This window comes from Nocardia sp. NPDC050793 (assembly GCF_040654065.1).
Taxonomy (GTDB): domain Bacteria; phylum Actinomycetota; class Actinomycetes; order Mycobacteriales; family Mycobacteriaceae; genus Nocardia.
This window is the reverse complement of sequence record NZ_JBFAHG010000002.1, coordinates 233,632-252,574: the sequence shown is the minus strand read 5'-3', so window position 1 is coordinate 252,574 and position 18,943 is coordinate 233,632. Positions and strand designations below refer to the sequence as shown.

General features: G+C 69.9%; 15 protein-coding genes. 7 read left to right on the top strand and 8 right to left on the bottom strand.

Annotation, left to right across the window (positions count from 1 at the left end; translation table 11 throughout):
• The first annotated feature begins 82 nt into the window (after window positions 1-82).
• Entirely contained in the window at window positions 83-1,537 is a 1,455-nt protein-coding gene (locus AB0H50_RS06660; protein ID WP_357447961.1) for a DUF4185 domain-containing protein, read from the top strand.
• A gap of 3 nt (window positions 1,538-1,540) precedes the next feature.
• On the opposite strand, the gene AB0H50_RS06655 is transcribed toward AB0H50_RS06660, so the two are convergent.
• Complete coding sequence (locus AB0H50_RS06655) at window positions 1,541-2,578, bottom strand: fused (3R)-hydroxyacyl-ACP dehydratase subunits HadA/HadB (protein WP_357447958.1); 1,038 nt, start codon at window positions 2,576-2,578, stop codon at window positions 1,541-1,543.
• Between the two features lie 98 nt (window positions 2,579-2,676).
• Entirely contained in the window at window positions 2,677-5,991 is a 3,315-nt protein-coding gene (locus tag AB0H50_RS06650) for a hypothetical protein (RefSeq protein ID WP_357447955.1), read from the bottom strand.
• A 164-nt stretch (window positions 5,992-6,155) separates the two neighbouring features.
• Between AB0H50_RS06650 and AB0H50_RS06645 the strand changes: the two genes are divergently transcribed.
• Together AB0H50_RS06645 and AB0H50_RS06640 are read left to right on the top strand one after the other, a co-directional pair.
• The gene (locus tag AB0H50_RS06645; protein ID WP_357447953.1) at window positions 6,156-6,605 is read left to right on the top strand and encodes a DUF3151 domain-containing protein; all 450 of its coding nucleotides are present in this window, start codon (window positions 6,156-6,158) and stop codon (window positions 6,603-6,605) included.
• A gap of 7 nt (window positions 6,606-6,612) precedes the next feature.
• Entirely contained in the window at window positions 6,613-7,761 is a 1,149-nt protein-coding gene (locus AB0H50_RS06640; protein WP_357447950.1) for an FUSC family protein, read from the top strand.
• Between the two features lie 290 nt (window positions 7,762-8,051).
• On the opposite strand, the gene AB0H50_RS06635 is transcribed toward AB0H50_RS06640, so the two are convergent.
• Window positions 8,052-8,837 (bottom strand): site-2 protease family protein, encoded by a 786-nt coding sequence (locus tag AB0H50_RS06635; protein WP_357447947.1) that lies wholly within the window; start codon window positions 8,835-8,837, stop codon window positions 8,052-8,054.
• A complete protein-coding gene (locus AB0H50_RS06630; protein WP_357447944.1) occupies window positions 8,834-9,493 on the bottom strand; it encodes a hypothetical protein in 660 nt (219 codons plus the stop codon). The genes AB0H50_RS06635 and AB0H50_RS06630 overlap by 4 nt, the downstream gene beginning before the upstream one ends.
• A gap of 270 nt (window positions 9,494-9,763) precedes the next feature.
• Between AB0H50_RS06630 and AB0H50_RS06625 the strand changes: the two genes are divergently transcribed.
• The 3 genes from AB0H50_RS06625 to AB0H50_RS06615 all read left to right on the top strand — a co-directional run bounded on the left by AB0H50_RS06625 (window position 9,764) and on the right by AB0H50_RS06615 (window position 14,319).
• Window positions 9,764-11,053 (top strand): adenylosuccinate synthase, encoded by a 1,290-nt coding sequence (locus AB0H50_RS06625; protein WP_357447941.1) that lies wholly within the window; start codon window positions 9,764-9,766, stop codon window positions 11,051-11,053.
• A 91-nt stretch (window positions 11,054-11,144) separates the two neighbouring features.
• Complete coding sequence (locus tag AB0H50_RS06620; RefSeq protein WP_357447938.1) at window positions 11,145-13,745, top strand: LuxR C-terminal-related transcriptional regulator; 2,601 nt, start codon at window positions 11,145-11,147, stop codon at window positions 13,743-13,745.
• A 298-nt stretch (window positions 13,746-14,043) separates the two neighbouring features.
• On the top strand, window positions 14,044-14,319 hold the full coding sequence (locus AB0H50_RS06615; RefSeq protein ID WP_357447935.1) for a hypothetical protein: 276 nt from the start codon (window positions 14,044-14,046) through the stop codon (window positions 14,317-14,319).
• A gap of 99 nt (window positions 14,320-14,418) precedes the next feature.
• On the opposite strand, the gene AB0H50_RS06610 is transcribed toward AB0H50_RS06615, so the two are convergent.
• The 4 genes from AB0H50_RS06610 to AB0H50_RS06595 all read right to left on the bottom strand — a co-directional run bounded on the left by AB0H50_RS06610 (window position 14,419) and on the right by AB0H50_RS06595 (window position 17,331).
• Window positions 14,419-15,060, bottom strand: a complete 642-nt coding sequence (locus tag AB0H50_RS06610; protein WP_357447932.1) for a DUF998 domain-containing protein — start codon at window positions 15,058-15,060, stop codon at window positions 14,419-14,421.
• A 276-nt stretch (window positions 15,061-15,336) separates the two neighbouring features.
• Window positions 15,337-16,164, bottom strand: a complete 828-nt coding sequence (locus AB0H50_RS06605) for an alpha/beta hydrolase (protein ID WP_357447929.1) — start codon at window positions 16,162-16,164, stop codon at window positions 15,337-15,339.
• A gap of 255 nt (window positions 16,165-16,419) precedes the next feature.
• Window positions 16,420-16,977 carry an MGMT family protein gene (locus tag AB0H50_RS06600; protein ID WP_357447926.1) on the bottom strand — a complete coding sequence of 186 codons (558 nt, stop codon included), beginning with the start codon at window positions 16,975-16,977 and terminating at the stop codon, window positions 16,420-16,422.
• A gap of 48 nt (window positions 16,978-17,025) precedes the next feature.
• A complete protein-coding gene (locus tag AB0H50_RS06595) occupies window positions 17,026-17,331 on the bottom strand; it encodes a hypothetical protein (RefSeq protein ID WP_357447923.1) in 306 nt (101 codons plus the stop codon).
• Window positions 17,332-17,393: 62 nt separating this feature from the next.
• On the opposite strand from AB0H50_RS06595, the gene AB0H50_RS06590 reads away from it, so the two are divergent.
• On the top strand, window positions 17,394-18,890 hold the full coding sequence (locus tag AB0H50_RS06590; RefSeq protein WP_357447920.1) for a PLP-dependent aminotransferase family protein: 1,497 nt from the start codon (window positions 17,394-17,396) through the stop codon (window positions 18,888-18,890).
• Window positions 18,891-18,943 lie beyond the last annotated feature (53 nt).

Here is an 18,943-nt window from a genome sequence, read left to right as displayed (position 1 = left end):
CGAGAAGTATCCCCTGGTCTGTGGGTGGTGGCCGGTAGGGTCGACCCGACCGTGGAGTGCGTCAAACGTCGAGAGGTTGCATATGGCCATGCGGCTGATGGCCGCGGTCGGCGCCGTGGTGTTCGGGGCCGGCGCGTTGGTGTACGGCGAATCGCTCGCCCAGGCGGCGCCCGTGCCGGGTGTGCCGGGCAGCGGCCCGTGCGCGAGTGACCCACGGCCCGTGCACGAATCGCTCATTCCCAAGACACTCGAGGTGCCTATCCCGTACCCGGTGGTCACCGTGCTGCCGCCGCAGCAGCCCGACCCCGTGCCGGTGCGCACCGACGTGGCGCTGCCCGAGGATCCGTGCGTGAACCCGTGTCCCGACCTCACCGACGGCCCGCCGCCTCCTCCCAGCCTGGCCGGTCGGCTCGGTATCCCCGAGGTCCTGTTGAGCCCCAAGCCTTTCCACTTCGGCGTGCCCGGCCCCGGACCGGATCCAGGACCGGTGCCGCCGCCGCGCGTCGACCCGCCCGTCGAACCCGCGGCGCAGTCGCCCGAGCGCCCAGCGCCGCGCATCACCGCGGTGCGCGAGGTGGCCAAACAGACCGGCGCCAACTCGGTGAACCGCACCGACAAGCGCTGGCAGGTGGACGGCACCGACCTCGGCATCATGTGGGAGAGCGCGCCGGGCGAGATCGCCGTCGCGTTCGGCGACACCGTCGGGCGCGGGTTCCATCCGCCCGGCGGCATGGGCGGCGACTGGCGCAGCAACGTGCTCGCCTTCAGCACCGACCGCGAGTTGTCCGACGGGATGACCTACGACCGGATGGTGACCGACGGCCGGTGCCACGCCGGCGAGGTGCTGTCCAGCCGCAAGCTCGACAACGTCGAGATCACCACCATCCCGACCTCCGGTTTCGCGCTCGGCGACCGGCAGTACCTGAGCTACATGTCGATTCGCACCTGGAACAGCGTGCCGGGCACGTTCTTCACCAACTACGGCGGCATCGCCTACTCCGACGATCACGGCCAGACCTGGACCAAGGACCCGCACGCGCGCTGGGACAACATCTTCGGGCTCGCGAATTTTCAAGTGAGCGCGATGGTTCCGCACGGCGATCACGTCTACGTGTTCGGCACGCCCAACACTCGGCTCGGCAGTGTCGGCCTGGCGAGGGTCGCGAAGGATCAGATCCTCAACACCACCGCCTATCAGTACTGGCGAGACGGCGCGTGGACACCTGTCGGTGGTGCGGGCGGCGCAACGCCGATCGTCGACGCGCCCGCAGGCGAACTCTCGGTCCGCTACGACGCGGCGCGCGACGTCTGGCAGATGAGCTATCTCGACACCGCCCGCGCCGCCATCGTTGTGCGCGAAGCGGATTCACCGCAGGGCGTGTGGTCCGCGGGCGCCAGGACGGTCACCGTGTTCGACTATCCCGAGCTGTACGGCGGTTTCATCCACCCGTGGTCGACGGGCTCGGACCTGTACTTCAAGATCTCGACCTGGAGCGATTACAACGTCTACCTGATGCACGCCACCATCGAGGAGTGACGGTCAGGAGAAGCGGACCTCGGCGATGGCGCGGCCGAACAGTTTGCGGCCTTCGGAGGTGCCGCTGAGCACGATGGTGCCCGCCCGCCGCTCGGGATCGAGCGACTTGATCTTGCCGGTGAACTCGATCGTGCTCGCCGCGTCGGCGCGCACCGGAACGAATCCCGAGAAGCGGACGCTGAACTTCTCGAATGCCGTGGGATCACCGAGCCAGGCGGTCAGGTACTCAGCGGCCAAGCCCATGGTCAGCATGCCGTGCGCGACGACGGTCGGGAGCCCGACCAGCTCGGCCGCGCGCTCGCTGAAGTGGATCGGATTGGGGTCGCCCGCGACGCCCGCGTAGTTGGCCAGGTCGCCGCGGGTCAGCGACGCGGTCCCGACGGGCAGGTCGCCGCCGGCGGTCAGCTCGTCGAACTTCGGGACGGTGTGCACGGGCCTCGGCGGGGAGACGGGCGTGTGCTCGTTCGCATCGGACTCGATCGGGACGAGCGTGTCGTGATGGAACGGATCACCGCGCTCCGGCTCCGGACGCGAGTGCATGAAGATCTTGTCGACCGCCTCGATCAGGTTCGGGTCCACCTCGGCGCCGCGGCGGGCCACGATCGTGGTCGAGCCGATCTGCAGGATCTCGTCGTGCTGATTGGCGAGTTCGAACTTCACGGTGATGAAGTCGTTGTCGCCGAACTGCCGGATCGACTCGATCAGCATCCGGCACCGGATGGAGTCACCGGCCAGGATCGGCTGGTGCATCTCGAAGACCTGATCGGTCTGCAGGATCTGGGTCAGGTCGTAGTCGGTGAGCACCGTGTCCAGCAGCGCCTTGGTGCCCGCCATGCCGATCACCGAGGCGAAGGTGGGCGGAGCGACGATGCGGTCGTAGCCGAGATCGCGTGCGTCCGGTTCGCGGTGGTGTGCGTCGTGGTGATTCTGCACCGCCCGCGCGAACTCGCGCACCTTCTCCCGGCCGACCTCGTAATGGTCCCGGACTTGGAATCGCCGTCCCGCCAGCGACGCCGTATCCACGACTCCCGGCTCCGCCATCGTCTGCTCCCTGCGCATGATCCGGGCCATGCTACTGGCCGTACCGGTCCGTTGACCAGGCAAGTGTGACCACTGGCACCGCTCACCCGGCTTGACGCCTACGGGGTAGCCGCAGGCGGATCACACACCTTCCAACCGTCGTCGGTGCGCTCCAAATCGAAGGTGCGCGCCGAACGCTTGCTCGGATCGGCCTCGGTGTAGACCGTGGCCTGAGCGATGGCTGTGCCGTCGGTGATGCGGATCGCGTCGATGCTGTCCACCACCGGAATGTTCTTGCGCTCCTGGGAGAGCCGGTGCACGCCGGCGAACTGGTCGTCGGGGATGTTCTGGTAGAAGTCGTGCAGCGGCCCGCAGGTGCTGTTGCGCAGCGTCGAGAGGTCGCCGTCGCGCAGCGCGCTGGTGTAGTCGCCGATCGCCGTGCGGACCTTGTCCTCGTCGGTTTCGCCGCCCATGGCCGCGAACAATCCGACCAGGGCGAGCACCAGCACAACGGCAGCGGCGCCCGCGATGAGCAGCAAGCGCTTGGAGCGGCCCGCGGGGGCCGGTTCCGCGGCCGGGGTCTGGGTCGGCCGAGCCGGGGGAACGCGCTGCGGCTGGGCCATCGTGCGCGGCTGCTGGGGCTGCGGTTGCTGGGGCTGCGGCGGACGCTGAACAGGACCGTCCATCACCGACTGCGCCGGACGGGTCGCGTTGAGATCGGCGGGCGAGGGCGCGGACGCGACCTGGCGCTGCGGGGGAGCCGGGCGCGGAGGCGAAGGTCGGGTGTCCTCGACCTCTTCGGGCGAGCTCGGCGGCCGACTCGACGGACCCTGCGGACCGGCCTGCTTCGGACCCGGCGCGGGACGCGGGGTGGTCGGCGGCTTCGACAGCGGCGGGCGCTGCCCCTGCACCTTGTCGGTGCCTGCCGGACGCTGAATCGGCAGCGCCATCGTCTTCGCGTCGTCGTCACCGGCGTGCGGGACGATCGGCATCGCCATCGTCGCGGCATCGTCCCCGGCGATATCGGCCTGCGGGTCCTGCGGCTCACGCCGCATCACCACCGTCGCGGCATCCGCGCCCGCCGGACCGGACTCGTCCTCGTCGTCCTGGCCGACCAGATCGACCCGCCGCATGACCATGGTCTCGTAGTCGGCACTCGACGGTGCGGGACGCCGCTCGTCCGCGGTGCCCGGGCGGTTCTGCGGAATCTCTGTGGTCTTGGCTTCGGCGGCAGGCTGAGGAGCGGGAGCGCCCTGCACCGGGGTGGAGCCTTGCTCGGCGGGGCCGCCCTGCTGGGTCGGTGTGCTGCCCTGCTGGGTGGATGTGGTGCCCTGCTGGGCGGGTGCCGGGCCCTGCTGGGTTGGTGTGGTGCCCAGCTGGGTGGGTGCGGTGCCTTGCTGGATAGGGGAGGTGGCGCGCTGAGTGGCGGCGGCCAGGTTCGATGCCGCCTGGTCACCGGCGGTGGCCTGGTTGTCGACGGCCGCGCCTTGTCCGGCAGGTCCGCCCTGCTGCGAGGCAGAACCTTGCGGTCGAGAACCCGCGCCCTGCTGCGCGGCCGCAGGAGCTACCGCGCCCGCTGCTGGGGCTGCCGCCGGGCGACCCACGCCGCCCGCGCTCGGGTTCTGCGGCGCGGAGGGTCCGCCCTGCTGCACGCCGCCAGTTCGGAAGGCGGGTGCGCCCTGCTGTCCGGTGGGAGCGCTCTGCTGACCGCCTGCACCCCGATGATCGCTGGCGGCGCCGCGCTGTGCCGCAGCAGCGTCCTGCGCCGGGTTGGTGCCTCGACCGCCGGACGTCGCCTGCGGAGCGCCCGAACCCTGCCGTGCGGCGGCTGCGCCCCCGGGCCCACCCTGCGGTGTGGTGGCAGCGCCTCGTGCCGGGGCCGTGCCTTGGCCGCCGGACGCCTGCGAAGTAGCTGTGCTCTGTTGTCCGGCGGATGCGGCCGGACCGCCGGGGTGACCCTGCTGTGTGGCGGCAGCGCCCTGCGGCTGCGAAGCCCCGCGCGCCTGAGCCGTCGCCGCCGCTCGATCCGCGCCAGTCGCGGCCGGACTCTGCTGTCCGGCCGCACCGCCCTGCTGTGCCGAGCCGCCGGATTGGGTCGGCGGTGTGCCCTGGCGTGCGGGTCCGCCGGATTGGGTGGCGGTCGTACCCGGCGCGGTGCCGCCGGACTGGTTGGCAGGCGCGCCCTGCCGTGCGGTGAAAGTGCCCTGCTGGTTGGCCTCGGCGCGCTGGTCGGCGGAGCCGCTTTGCGTTGCGGTGCCCTGCGACTGCGCGGCGGTGGGCCGCTGAGCAGCTGCGGCATCGCGTGCGGTCGACGGACCCCCGGATTCGCCCTGCTGCGCGGCGGCATTCGATCCCCCGGCCTGGCTGCCCGCCGCGGCGGCAGGGGCCGACTGGGCGGCCGCAGTTCCGGTGGCTCTTCGAGCGGCAGCGTCGGCTCCGGTGGCGGTGGGAGCGCCCGACCGAGAGGCGTCGGAACCGGTTGCGGCGGCGCTCGAGCCTGCTGGCGTGGCCCCGCCTGGCTGGGTGGTGGCGGGGCTGCCCGGCCGAGCCGCGTCGGCTGCGGCGGGCTGAGCGGCGTTGGTTCCGGGCACGGAGCCGGGTGCGCCTTGCTTGGCGGCGGAACCGGGTGCGCCTTGCTGGGCTGCGGCCGAACCGAGTGCGCTCTGCTGGGCGGCGGCGGAATCGGGTGCGCCCTGCTGGGCGGCCGCCGCGTCTAGGCGGGCGGTCCCGGCTCCTGGGCCAGGTGCCGCGGGGCTCGCGCCGGTCGGTCGACCCGGCCCGGCGTTGGTCGAGCTGCCGCGCGGGATTTCCGTGGTCGCGGCGTCGGAGCCAATTGCGGCGGTGCTGGCTCCAGGGCGGTCGGCGGCTGCAGGCTCAGCGGGCGCGGCAGCACGCTGCCCAGAAGCCGTATTCGGCTGGCCTTCGGATTCGCCCTGCTGCGGGGCGGCGTTCGATCCCACGGACTGGACCCCCGCGCCAGCGGCGGCAGGTCGTGCTTGGGCGGCCGCGGTCCCTGCTCCCGCGCTGGCAGCTGGGGAAGACCCCGTGCCGGTCGGTCGATCCCATTCGGATTCGTCCGAGTCGTCGCGCGGGATTTCCGTGGTCGCCGCGTCGGGTGCGCCGGACTGCGCGGCGCCAGATCGGCCGGCGGGCGTTCCCTGCTGACCGGCCTGCGGTGCGCCGGACCGGTCGGCCGACGCGCTCGGGGCGGCGGAATCGGCGGAACTCTCGTCCTGATCCCAGGCCGCGCCGAACCCTCCTCCGGAAATGATTCGCGACTGGCCCGAGCCCGCGGCGGGCATCGGCTGGGTGGGGGTGGTGGCCTGCGGGTTCTCCGGCACGACGGGACGCTGCTCGCGCGGGTCCCGCGCTCCCGCCTGATCGGCGGAACCGGCGTCGCGCGCCGGGTTCTTCTCGTCGTTCGGGTCGGACACCTACTACCCCTCGCTCCTACGGATCTGTGAAGTCGACGGCCAGCCTAATAGGAGCGGCGGGGCGAAGTCCGTCAATAGCCCGTGCCCGGCGGCAGCAATGCGGTGGCACCGCCACGCCCCGGCCCGTGGGCGCGACCGCCCTCCCGAAGTGCACAATGAACCGCATGACCTCGTTCGGTGATCTGCTCGGCCCGCAACCGGTACTGCTACCCGAAAACTCCGAGGCGGAGGACGCGCTGCTCGACAACACCGATCCGGTGCAGGTCGCGGCCGCGCACCCGGCGGCGTCGATCGCCTGGGCCTACCTCGCCGAGGCCGCTCTCGAGCGCGGTGGCGCGGGGGAGGCGGACGCCCCGGTGAACCACGACATCGTCGCCGCCTACGCCTTCGCCCGCACCGGATACCACCGCGGCCTCGATCTGTTGCGCCGCAACGGCTGGAAGGGTTTCGGCCCGGTGCCGTGGAGTCACGAACCGAATCGCGGCTTCCTGCGCAGCGTCGGCGCGCTGGCCAGGGCGGCCAAGGCGATCGGTGAGGCCGAGGAATACGCGCGTTGCCTCGACCTGCTGGAGGACTGCGACCCGCGCGCGGCGGCCGAGCTCGGCCTCGACTGAGTCGTAGTTGATCGACCCGGAATCGCGTTTCGGCGTCGCCACGGTGGGCGGCGCCGAGCGACTGCGCGGTGCATGGGCGCGCCTGCGGCTCTCGGCTCTCCCGATCGTGCAGTGCGCGCTCGGCGCGGCGCTGGCCTGGTTCATCGCGCACCGGATCGTCGGCCACCCGGTGCCGTTCTTCGCGCCGACCGCCGCGGTCGTCTCCATCGGCATCTCGTTCGGGGCTCGGCTCAGGCGCGCCATCGAGCTGGTGGTCGGCGTCGCGGTCGGCATCGGCATCGGCGACCTGTTCATCTCCACCGCGGGCACCGGCGTCTGGCAGATCGCGCTGGTGGTCGCGGTGGCCATGGCGCTGGCCGTGTTCCTCGACGGCGGTTCCATCATCACCATGCAGGCGGCCGGTTCGGCGGTGCTGGTCGCCACGCTGATGCCGCCTTCGGCGGGCGGCGGTTTCGCCCGCATGATCGACGCGCTGATCGGCGGGCTGGTCGGGATCGTTGTCGTCGCGGCGATTCCGCTGCATCCGGTGCGTCGCGCACGCGAGCACGCCGCGGAAATCCTTGCGGTGATGGGTAAATCGCTGACCCAGTGCGCTGACGGCCTGCTCGAGCAGGATCCGGAGAAGATCCGCTCGGCGCTGTCGGCCGCACGCGCGACGCAGTCGCAGATCGATTCGCTGCGCTCCAGCCTGGAGGGCGGACGCGAGATCAGCCGAATCTCCCCGCTGTACTGGAACTCCCGGCCCCGCTTGGAGCGCATTCACGCCACCGCCGACCCGCTCGACAACGCGGTCCGCAATACCAGGGTGCTGCTGCGTCGTTCGCTCACCCTGGTGCGCGACGACGAGATTCTCGACCCGCGCCTGGTCGACGAGGTGGAGCGGCTCGCCCAGGCCGTCGAGGTGGTGCGCAGGATGATGCTGGCCGATCCCGGCGAGCAGCCCGATCGTGCGGAGGCGACCAGGGTGCTGCGCACCGTCGCCAAGGGCGCGCGGCCGGAACTCGTGACGGGAGCCGGACTTTCGGCGCATGTGGTGTTCGCGCAGGTGCGTTCGATCGTGGTCGATCTGATGCAGGTGTGCGGCATGAAGCGGATCTCGGCGATCGCGCTGTTGCCGCCGACGGTCCCGAATCCCTATGTGCGACCGGAGGATTGACCGCGCTACTCAGCGGCATTCGGACACTCGCAGCGCCCGCGACGTATTCGGCCGCGGCTGCGGCGTCACCGAGCTGATCTTCGGGTAGTCGACTACTCGCGCCAGGACGCGCCCCGCTCCCTAGTCTCGTTTCGTGACCGCGACGACGAGGGGTGTTGCGGTCGAACACTTCGCACGACGATGCGGGCGACGCACCGGCCATAGCGGTTGTGGTGGCCGGGCGGGTAGCGGCGCGGCGACGTCGAGCGGAGCAGGTCGCCCGGCCCCGATGCGGGCCGGGCGGCCGATTCTCAGAGCCAGAAACGCACGGCGCCTGCGCCTCTGGCGATCCACGACGACTCGACGCCGAACACCTCGCAGATGGCGTAGATCGCGTCGAAGAACGGTTCGTTGACAGCGGGCGTCAGGATGAGCGCGAACAGCAGCAGCATGCCGAGCGGCTTGAGCTGGTCCAGTGAGCGCCGAGTCTGGTAACTCAGCGAGGGCTCGAGAATCCCGTACCCGTCGAGACCGGGAATCGGCAGCAGGTTCAGCACCGCCGCGGTCACCTGCAGAAAGCCGAGAAACGCCAGCCCGTACCAGAACGCGGCGTGCGAGGTCTGGCTGCCGAACACCTCCACCGCGATGAGCAGCGCCACCGCGAAGGCCGCGTTCACCGCGGGGCCCGCTCCGCTGATCAGCCGCTGCATCCGCGCGCTGACGCTGTGCGTGTGCACGTACACCGCGCCGCCTGGCAGACCGAATCCGCCGAGCGCGATGAACACCACGGGCAGCACGATCGACAGCAGCGGGTGCGAGTACTTCAACGGATTCAGCGTGAGATATCCGCGCAGCTCGACCTCGTGATCGCCTGCGCGCCAAGCCATGTACGCGTGCGCGAACTCGTGCAGGCACAGCGTCACGATCCAGCCCGCCACCACGAGCACGAACACCCCGACGTCCGCCCGGGTCGAGCCGTAGTCGGACGCCCAGGCCAGCACGCCGCCGACGACGGTGATCGCGACGACGAGCAGGAAGACCGGACTCGGACGAACCGCGCCGAGACCCGTTCGGCGTTGCGGGAAGGAGTAATTCATCGCACCAATAGCCAGGATTCGTGATGCCGGTAGAAGGTCGAGCGCGGCACCGGGCGCTCGGTGAGAATGCCGTCACGGGTGACCACAGCGCCCGGGGTCCCGAGCTGCGCGGCCCGGCCCTCGATCCAGCGGCGCTTGCGCAGACCCTTCCGCACGGTCGCCCGGACGCCGGGCATGTACAGGGTGGGTGAGACGTGCATCGCGGTCACCTTGCCGGAGAACAGCTGGATGTCGTCCACGTAGGCCTCGCCCTCGAGCTTCGCGCCACCGGGACCGGTGATGGTCGCCCGGCCGACCAGCACCTTGCCGGTGTCGTCGCGGACCAGCGGAGTCTCGACCGCCTTGCCCTCGATAGCCCGCTTGGCGGCGGCGTTGCCGGTGCCGGTCTGGTAGGCGCGCGAGCCGTAGGTCTTGTCGATCGGCACGTAACCGATCTCGACGTGCAGCCGCTCGGTCCGCATCAGGTGGGTCAGCACCGCGGCCAGCGCGGCGTCTTCGCCGAGCACGATCAGGCGTGGCAGGCTGTCGGCGGCGAGCACCGGGAGGAGTTCGTCGATCACCGCGGTGTCGGGGATTGCGGCCGTCTGAGTTGTCGGCAGTGCGGCGAGAGCGATCGGGACCGGCGCGCCATCGCAGCGGAGAACATGGGTACTCAAACTGCGGTACACCCTCCTTGAATCCTGCCGGCACACCCCGCCGACTCCCTCGCACCTATCAGGCGGGCACGCTGCCCCGGTCCGCCCGCAGCAACCATAGCCGTGTTCAACCCGTTGCGCCCGGGCCGAGTCGGCATTGTGACCGGCGCAGGGTGCCTTCCCGCCGGGGTGCCCTAGGCCATTCGGTAAACTGTGCTTCCGGCCACCGCCTCAGTACGGCAGGTAGCTGCAACACAGGGTGTTGCGCGTCGAACCGTAGGAGACACCACCATGCCGGCAATCGTCCTCATCGGCGCCCAGTGGGGCGACGAGGGTAAGGGCAAAGCAACCGATCTGCTCGGCGGCAGGCTGCAATGGGTGGTCCGATACCAGGGCGGCAACAACGCCGGTCACACCGTGGTGCTGCCGAACGGCGACAAGTTCGCGCTGCACCTCATCCCGTCCGGCATCCTCACCCCGGGTGTGCGCAACGTCATCGGCAACGGTGTCGTGGTCGACCCCGGCGTGCTGCTCGCCGAGCTGGCCGGGCTGGAGGATCGCGGCGTCGACACATCGGGCCTGCTGCTCTCGGCCGACGCGCACCTGATCATGCCGTACCACGTGGCCATCGATAAGGTCACCGAGCGCTTCCTCGGCAACAAGAAGATCGGCACCACCGGCCGCGGCATCGGCCCGTGCTACCAGGACAAGGTGGCCCGCGTCGGCGTGCGCGTCGCGGACGTGCTCGACGAGAAGATCCTCACCCAGAAGGTCGAGGCCGCCCTGGAGTTCAAGAACCAGGTGCTGGTGAAGATCTACAACCGCCGCGCGCTCGACCCGCAGCAGGTGGTGGACGAAGTGCTCTCCATGGCGGACAGCTTCAAGCACCGCATCGCGGACACCCGCCTCCAGCTCAATGAGGCGCTCGAGCGTGGAGAAACCGTGCTACTCGAGGGTTCTCAGGGCACCTTGCTCGACGTCGACCACGGCACGTACCCGTATGTCACCTCGTCCAACCCGACCTCGGGCGGCGCGGCCGTCGGTTCGGGCATCGGACCGAACAAGATCAACACGGTGCTCGGCATCCTGAAGTGCTACACCACCCGCGTCGGCTCGGGTCCTTTCCCGACCGAACTTTTCGACCAGCACGGCGAATTCCTCGCCAAGCAGGGCGGCGAGATCGGCGTCACCACCGGCCGTGCGCGCCGATGCGGCTGGTTCGACGCGGTGATCGCCCGCTACGCCACGCGCGTCAACGGCATCACCGACTACTTCCTCACCAAGCTGGACGTGCTGTCCAGCTTGGACCGGGTGCCGATCTGCGTCGCGTACGAGATCGACGGTCAGCGCGTCGAGCAGATGCCGACCACGCAGACCGAGTTCCACCACGCCAAGCCGATTTACGAGGAAATGCCCGGCTGGTGGGAGGATATTTCCGGAGCAAAAACCTTCGAGGACCTGCCCGCCAACGCGCGGGCGTACGTGACGCGGCTCGAGGAGCTCTCGGGTGCGCGGATCTCCTGCATCGGCGTCGGTCCTGGCCGCGACCAAACGATCGTTCGGCACGACGTCCTCGGCTGAACCACAGCGTTTTTCCGCTCATGACGCGCTGAGAGCGATTGCCATTCGCAGTTCCCTTCGATCATGAACTGCGAAGAACTACAGTTAGATCATGGCTCGGAACTGGCCGATGATCGAGCGCGAGACCGAGTTCGAGGCGATTCGGTCCGCACTCACCGGTTCGGCGTACGTGGGTGCTGTCCTGACCGGTGATGCCGGGGTGGGTAAAACGACGCTGGCCAGACAGGCGACCGCGGCGGTCGGCGGGAATATTCGGTGGGTAGCGGGCACGGAGTCGGCCCGCAGTATTCCGCTGGGCGTATTCGCGCACATGGTCGGCGTCTATACGGCACACGACCCGGTCACCTTCATGTCCGCCGCGCGTGAGGCCCTGCTCGCCGACGGACACACCATCATCGGCGTCGACGACGCGCATCTTCTGGACCAACTGTCCGCAACCTTGCTGTTGCAGTTGGCCATCGACAAAGCCGCCCATATCGTCGCCACCGTGCGTAGCGGGGTGCAGGTCCCCGACGCGGTGACCTCGCTGTGGAAGGACGGGCACCTGCTGCGCGTCGACCTCAACCCGTTCACCCAGTCGCAGAGCGTCGACCTGGTCGAGTCGATGCTCGGCGGTCAGCTCGAGGGCTTCACCGCCAATCTGATGTGGGAGTCCTCCGGCGGAAACGCCCTGTTTCTGCGGCATTTGGTGGAGGGCGCGCTGGAGGCGGGCACCCTGCGCCAGGTCAACGGCGTCTGGCAGCTGCGCGGCCGCGCCGCGGTGACCTCGGAATTGGCTGCGCTGCTCGAGGATCGGGTCGAGCAGTTGCCCGAGCAGGTGCTTCGGGTGCTCGAGCTGCTCACCTTCTGCGAACCGATCGACCTCGACGTGCTCGCCGAACTGGCCGGCGAGGACGCGGTGGAGGCCGCCGAAACCCGCGGTGTGATCCGGGTGGTGGAGAACGCCCACCAGCTCTTCGTGCGCTACAACCATCCGCTGTTCGGTGAGGTGATCCGGCGCAGGCTCGGCATCGCGTCGGCACGACGGCTGCGCGGCAGGCTGTACTCCTCGCTCAACGAGCGCCGCATCAATTCCGCCGCCGACCGCATCCGATTGGCCGAATTGGCTTTGGACAGCGACAAATCCGCTGATCTCGAGCTCTTCGAGGCGGCCGCCGCCGATGCCATCGGATTGGCCAACCTGCCGCTCGGCGAACGGTTCGCCAGGGCGGCGGTGGAGCGGCGCGGCGGTGTCGAGTCTGCCGATCTGCTGGCCAGGGCGCTGCTCTGGCAGGGACACCGGATCGAAGCCGAACGCACGCTGGCCAGCTTCGACGCCGACGAGCTCAACGAGGTGCAGCTGGCCCGCTGGGGCAGCACCCGGGTGTCGAACCTGTTATGGGCCATGGGTGATGCGGATCGCGCCGACGAGGTGCTCGCCCAGATCAGGGCGCGGGTGCAGCATCCGAAGATCATCGCAACGCTGGCCGGGCTTGCCTCGGCGTGCGCGGTGAACGAGAACCGCGTCGAGGACGCTTTCTCCGAGGCCGAGTCGGTGATGACCACCAAAGGCGCACCGCACTGGGCGGTCTGGTGGGCATCCTTCGGCGGCGGCCTGGCCTTGGCGCTGATGGGCAAGGCCGAGGCGGCCAGGCAGTACGCCGCACGCGGGCACGAGGTGGAGCGCGAGATCGATGGGCTCAACCGGTTCATGTCCACCCACGCCGAGGTGCTCGCGCTGATCTACAGCGGCGAGTTCGAGGCCGCGAGGCGTTGCGCCGCACCGTCTTTCGGTTACACCGCGCCCGGGCAGTATCTGGCGTGGGGCATGTCCAAGATTTTGCAGGGCACCGTCGACGTGGCGCAGGGACGTTTCATCGACGGCATCGAGCACTTGGAGCAGGCGCTGGCCGCGCTGACCACCGAGGGCGCGGCGGCATGGCTGTTCCCGGCGAGAATCCGTCTGGCGGAAGCCTATTCGGCATTGGGCCGGGCGCAGGACGCCGCCGAATCGGTGGCCGAAGCGGTGCGGCGCGGTGGTCGGCACAGTGCCGTCTACGAGCCGCAGCTCGAGATCGCCAAGGCCTGCGTGGCCGGCGCCGAGGGCACCGCCACCCCGGCCGTCCGGCTGGCGATCGGCGCGGCCGACGCGGCCGCGCGTTCGCGCCAGCACGCGATCGAAGCGATGGCGCTGCACGCCGCCGCACGCTTCGGCGATCACTCGGTGGCGGGCAGGCTCGCGGACCTGGCGGCTCGGGTGGACGGCAGGCTCGTCCAGGTTCAGGCCAAACACGCGGTCGCGCTGGCTGCCCACGACGGCCCCGGACTCGACTCCGCGGCAACCGAATTCGAGGCCATCGGCGCGATACTCTCGGCCGCCGATTCCGCCGCGCAGGCCGCGTCGGCGCACGAGCGGGCGGGCGACCGTCGCCGCCTCCTCGAATCCGCCGCTGCCGCAAACCGTCTCGCCGCGGCCTGTGGCGGCGCCGCCACCCCCGCCCTGCGCAAGGCGGCCCAACCGCTGCCCCTCACCGCACGCGAACGCGAGATCGCGAATTTGGTCGCGGCCGGTCTGTCCAACCGGCAGATCGCCGACCGGCTCACCGTGTCGGTTCGCACCGTCGAGGGGCATCTGTATCGGGCGTGCATCAAGATGGACGTCACCGACCGCGAGTCGCTGGGGGCGCTGATGCGCGGGGAATCGTCCTCGTAGCGCTTCGCGGCGGCTGCGTTCGTCGAGTTGCCGGGATCAGCGCGGCAGAGGCGGCCGTCGGATCTCCGGCAGCAGCACGCCGACCGCAACGTCCAGTTTGCCGAGTATCTAGGCCGGCCGGTCGAGCAGGCTTTCGATGTCGTCGCCGGTCTGCGCCGACGAACTCGGCGTCCGGAAGCAGAGGAGCGGTACCGCGGCTTGCGTCATCTGGAGTCGTGGCCATCTATCGGCTATCGGATCGAGGGACCCGAGCCGACGGGGTACGGTCACCTCTAAGCGATCGAGGAGGTTGTCGAGGATGGCGCGGTGGGTAGCGGCGATGGGTGCGGCGGCGGTCGCGCTCATGGCGCTGTCGGGGTGCGCCGAGTCCGGGAAGCCTGTGCCGTCGTCCACGGTGGTGCGCACCGCGCCCGCCCTCAACCCCGAGCAGGAGCGCAACCGGCGCATCCACGAGCGACTGCTCGAACTCGGCTGCACGACGAACAGCTGTATCCAGACCTATTTCGCCTGCATGGACGGCTACCTCACCGGTGAGGCGTGCGAGTTCTACCGGCAGCATCCGCCGGAGCAGTGAACGGAACAGCCCCGGACCCGGAGTCGTCGCGAGACCCGGCTGGCCGGGGTGCGATCGACTTCAGTGCCCAGGGCTTTCGAGGTGCCCAGCGTAGCGTTCTCAGGCGGGTTGCAGCTGCCCGGACGGAAGGGCGGGGTCCGCGACACGCTCGGTGCGCAGCCCGGCCGCGAACACCGCGACCCAACCCCACGCCAGGAACGAGGCGACCGCGAACGTGATGCTGGTGAGCGCCGGAATCGACACCGGAAGCACGACGTAGACCACCGCGATCACGATGCTCAGCACCGCAGCTCCGGTACGCCGCTCGCTGCGGAACCGCCGCGCCAGGATCACGATGGCCGCGACCAGCGCCAGACCGGCGACGGCCGCGCACACTCCGTGCAGCGTGCCGTGCCAGGTCATCACCTCGGCGGCGCCCGCAGGGTAGCCCCGGTGCGGGTCGCAGACGAAGAGCCCCGCGCCGATCATCCCCGCGGCGAACACCCCGATCAGGCGCGGCACCCACACCCGGCCGATCCCGGCGGTGAGGCCTCGACGCAGCCCGACCGCGACCAGTGCGAACAGCGCGCCCGTCACCAGGAAGTTCGCGATCTGGATCCAGCCGAGCGAGCCGATCGCCAGCTGGCTGATCATGTGCTCGCGCAGGTCGAATCCGTTCTTGGTGAACGCTTGAGTCAGCGCGACGACGAAGAACAGGGGTGTGGCGAGAACGCCTGCGGCCAAAAGCTTTTCGGTCTTCACGGGTACTCCTCGGCGGGGTCGTCATCGGCCGTGTGTGGCCGTCACGGGTGTAGACGGAGCCCCGCCCGCGAATTCATCGCTGCGCTGGAGAATTCAACGCGGCGCTGGTGAAGTTCTCGCGGCGCTGGAGAATTCAGTGCTGCACTGACCGGTGTGGTCCTCGCTGCGGGCGTGGATTCACCATTGCGCCGGTGTGGTTATCGCTGCGCTGGTGGACTAAGCGTTGCGCAGGTGAGGTGATTGCTGCGGGGTGGACTCAACGTTGCGCCGGTGGGGTCATCGCTCCGTGCGCGTGAGGAATTCACCCGCCGCAGGCGCGAGGATCTCGACCTTCGGGTCGTGGCCGAGCTTGGCCAGCTCGCGGTGCTCCGCGTCGGGCAGCGCCGCGGCGATGGCCTTGGCCCCGTTCTTCACCAGGGCGGCGCTGTCGGCGCCCGCGACGACCAGCGTCGGCACCGTCACGCCCGACCAGTCGACCGCGCGCAACCGCTCACCGCGCACGTATTGGCGCATTACGGCCCAGTCGTGCGCGGTCGAGGGCGCCACCGCCTTGAGTTTCTTCCAGAACGGCGTCACCCGCATGGCCGTCACCATCGTCCACGGCACGCCCATCGCCTTGGTCATGTAGTACCGCACCGTCTTGTCGCTTTTGCCGCCCGCGATCGATTCGTGCAGCCGGACATCCAGGTCCGCGGGCGGAATGTGCCCGGAGCGATCCACCACGAACGGCGGTTCGAACGCCACCACCTTCGTGATGCCCGGCACCCGCCCCGAAGCCGCCGCGCGCAGCGCCAGCACCGCCCCCGACGACCAGCCGAAGAGCGCCGCCGACCCGCCCGCCGCCCGCACCAGCGCGGCGATGTCATCGATCTCGTTGTACACGTCGTACACGCCGGGAGTGTCCCCGCTGTCGCCACGACCCCGGCGGTCATAGTTGATCACGGTCAGTCCGTACCCCTCGGCCAGCGCCTCGGACAGCCGCACCATCTTGGGGAACGTCCGATACCCGAACGCCCCGCCGATCAGGATCACCGAGCCTGCGTCGCCGTCGCCGACGCGGTCGAACGCGATCGTCGTCCCGTCCGCGGAAGTGACTGTCTCCATGCCTGCGCTCCTTTTCGCTCGGTCGTCGGACGGCGCGAACTCAATCGCACCCGCAACGCTATCCGCAGTGGGCTGGTGCGATGCCGCCGGAGTCCGTCCCCGCCGGCTCTCGTCACAAACCGGCGCAGGGTGGTCAGTGTGACGGTCGTGTAGACCTCGCGTTTCGCTCCTGGGCAGCAGCCACCCCTGGCCTCGCGTGGCACCGACGTACCGCCGCCCACTCCGGTTCCGGTATCCGCCGCAACCGTCCGAGCGTCAGAACAGCGTCGGCTCTCCGAACCCTGGCGTGCGCTCGATCTCCAGCAGGCGTTCTTTGGTGGAGATCCCGCCCGGCGCGGAGAACCCGTGCAGCGCATTGTCCGCGGCGAGTACCCGATGGCACGGGATGATGAGCGGAATCGGGTTGCGCCCCAACGCTTGACCCACCGCCTGCGCGCCACCCGGCGCGCCGACGCGGTTCGCGACCTGGCCGTAGCTGAGGGTGTGGCCGGGGGCGATGGCGCGGGTCACCGCATAGACGGCGCGGTGGAACTCCGGGAGCGCGCTGGTGTCCAGCGGGATCCAGCGCAGGTCGTCCAGTTCGCCGGCGAGGTGGGCGCGGATGCCCGCTATGGCCTCGGCGATCACGGGGGTCGGCGCGCCTTCCGGCACCTCGGCGCCGGCACGTCGCCGGGTGATGCGGGCGCGGGTGGCTTCCCGGTCCGCCTCGGGCAGTTGGAACCGGAACACGGCGTCGCCGCTCCAAGCGATCGCGCAGACGCCGATCGCGGTGTCGAACAGCGTCGCGACGGCCGGGCGAGCGGACTCACTCATACCGTCAGTGTGCACCCGGGCACCGACAAAACCCATGGGCGGCATAGATCAGGCCAGTTTTTCAGAACTGGCCTTAAGCGTCCTTCGGCTCACGCTGTGGGCTCGCCGCACCGCGGCCGCCAGCGGAGCGCGCGACGGCGAAAACTCCGGCTCCGGCTCGTCGCCGCGGCCGCGCATCGCGGCGAGATCCGCGTATTGCCGCAGGTCATCGTAGTGCGTGAGGCGGGCGTCGGCGAGCGAGTCGACCGGACGGAACCGCTCGAGCTCGAACAGGTCCTTGGTGCGATTCGGCGCGTAGTGGTAGATCGCGTAGCTGAACGCGGTGACGACGAGGAAGGTGAGCAGGGCGGTCATACTGGACACGTTCCGCCAACTGGCCTTGCGAATAAATATCCAATCCCCCAATACTGGACTGTATGGCGACACGAGTGATCGGCGCGGCCAGCCTGGCGCGCGACTTGGGCAGCTGGCGCAGCGCCGGTGACGACGACCCGGCGCGCCGCGCGGCGCGTCCGGCGTACCTGGCCCTCGCGGAGGGCATCCGGCTGCTCATCCACGACGGCCGCGCGCCGCTCGGCGTCGCCCTGCCCAGTGAACGCGACCTGGCCGGCACGCTCGGCGTCAGCCGGACCACCATCACCTCCACCTACGCGCTGCTACGCGAGCACGGCTACCTGATCAGCCGCCAGGGTTCGCGCAGCACCGTGGCGTTGCCCCCCGCCGTGCCGCACGACGGCACCAAACCGGCGCGCAGCATCCTGGCGCTGATGGCGCAGCCCGAGCTGACCACCATCGACATGACCTATGCCGCGATGGCCGCGCCGCGCGAGATGCAGGACGCGTATTCCGATGCGCTGCAAGGCATTCCGGCCTACCTCGGCACGCACGGCATGGATCCGGTCGGCGTGCTCGCGCTGCGCGAGGCGGTGGCCCGCCGCTACACCGAGCGCGGACTGCCCACCGAGCCCGAACAGATCCTCATCACGCTCGGCGCCCAGCACGGCCTGCGCCTGCTGCTCAATGTGCTGACCGCACCGGCCGCCCGGGTCTTGATCGAGCACCCCACCTACCCGAACGCCATCGAGGCCATCCGCGATGTCGGCGCGCGACCCGTCCCGGTTCCGCTGCTGCCGGAAAGTCCGCGCTCGGGTTGGGATCTGGACGGAATTCGCAGCGCCGCAAGGCAAACCGCGGCCACCTTGGCGTACTTGGTGCCGGACTTCAACAACCCGACCGGCATGCTGCTCGACGCCGAAGGGCGCGCGGAACTGGCCGCCATCGCGCGCGAGACCCGCATGACGGTCGTCGTAGACGAGTCGATGGTCGACCTCGGGCTGGACGTGGACACCCTGCCGCCGCCGGTCGCCGCGTTCGCCAAGGGCGCCGAGATCATCACGATCGGTTCGGCTTCCAAGTCGTTCTGGGGTGGTCTGCGGGTCGGCTGGATCCGCACCAACCAGACGCTGATCACGAAACTGCTCGGCATTCGCTCCACCGTCGACCTCGGCACTCCGGTGATGGATCAGCTCGCCACGGTGCATTTGCTGGAGCACGCCGACACCATTCTCGACCGTCGGCGCGATCAATTGCGCAGTCAGCGAGCCGCTTTGCGCGCCGCGCTGGCCGAAGAGCTGCCGGAGTGGCGGATCAGCTCCGGGGTGGGAGGGATGTCGGTATGGGCCCAGCTGCCCGCTCCGGTGTCCACCGCGCTCGCCGCCACCGCGCCCAATCACGGCGTATTGCTCGCCGCCGGACCGCGTTTCGGCGTCCAGGGCGCTTTCGAGCGGTTCCTACGTCTGCCGTTCACGCACCAAGAGGGCGATCTGCGGCTGGCGGTGAAAGCCGTTGCCTCCGCTTACGAGGCACTCACTCCCCGCGCCGCCGATCCGCTGAATCCGTTGACCTGCTATTGATTTCGCGAGCTGGTACCTGGTCGGGCGGGTGCGGCCCGGTGTGGTCGTCCGGC

Excerpts from the sequence above, each read along its gene's own strand:
- AB0H50_RS06660 (WP_357447961.1), top strand. The coding sequence starts at position 83 with ATGGCCATGCGGCTGATGGCCGCGGTCGGCGCCGTGGTGTTCGGGGCC.
- AB0H50_RS06655 (WP_357447958.1), bottom strand. The coding sequence starts at position 2,578 with ATGGCGGAGCCGGGAGTCGTGGATACGGCGTCGCTGGCGGGACGGCGA.
- AB0H50_RS06645 (WP_357447953.1), top strand. The coding sequence starts at position 6,156 with ATGACCTCGTTCGGTGATCTGCTCGGCCCGCAACCGGTACTGCTACCC.
- AB0H50_RS06635 (WP_357447947.1), bottom strand. The coding sequence starts at position 8,837 with ATGAATTACTCCTTCCCGCAACGCCGAACGGGTCTCGGCGCGGTTCGT.
- AB0H50_RS06625 (WP_357447941.1), top strand. The coding sequence starts at position 9,764 with ATGCCGGCAATCGTCCTCATCGGCGCCCAGTGGGGCGACGAGGGTAAG.
- AB0H50_RS06620 (WP_357447938.1), top strand. The coding sequence starts at position 11,145 with ATGGCTCGGAACTGGCCGATGATCGAGCGCGAGACCGAGTTCGAGGCG.
- AB0H50_RS06615 (WP_357447935.1), top strand. The coding sequence starts at position 14,044 with ATGGCGCGGTGGGTAGCGGCGATGGGTGCGGCGGCGGTCGCGCTCATG.
- AB0H50_RS06605 (WP_357447929.1), bottom strand. The coding sequence starts at position 16,164 with ATGGAGACAGTCACTTCCGCGGACGGGACGACGATCGCGTTCGACCGC.
- AB0H50_RS06600 (WP_357447926.1), bottom strand. The coding sequence starts at position 16,977 with ATGAGTGAGTCCGCTCGCCCGGCCGTCGCGACGCTGTTCGACACCGCG.
- AB0H50_RS06595 (WP_357447923.1), bottom strand. The coding sequence starts at position 17,331 with ATGACCGCCCTGCTCACCTTCCTCGTCGTCACCGCGTTCAGCTACGCG.
- AB0H50_RS06590 (WP_357447920.1), top strand. The coding sequence starts at position 17,394 with ATGGCGACACGAGTGATCGGCGCGGCCAGCCTGGCGCGCGACTTGGGC.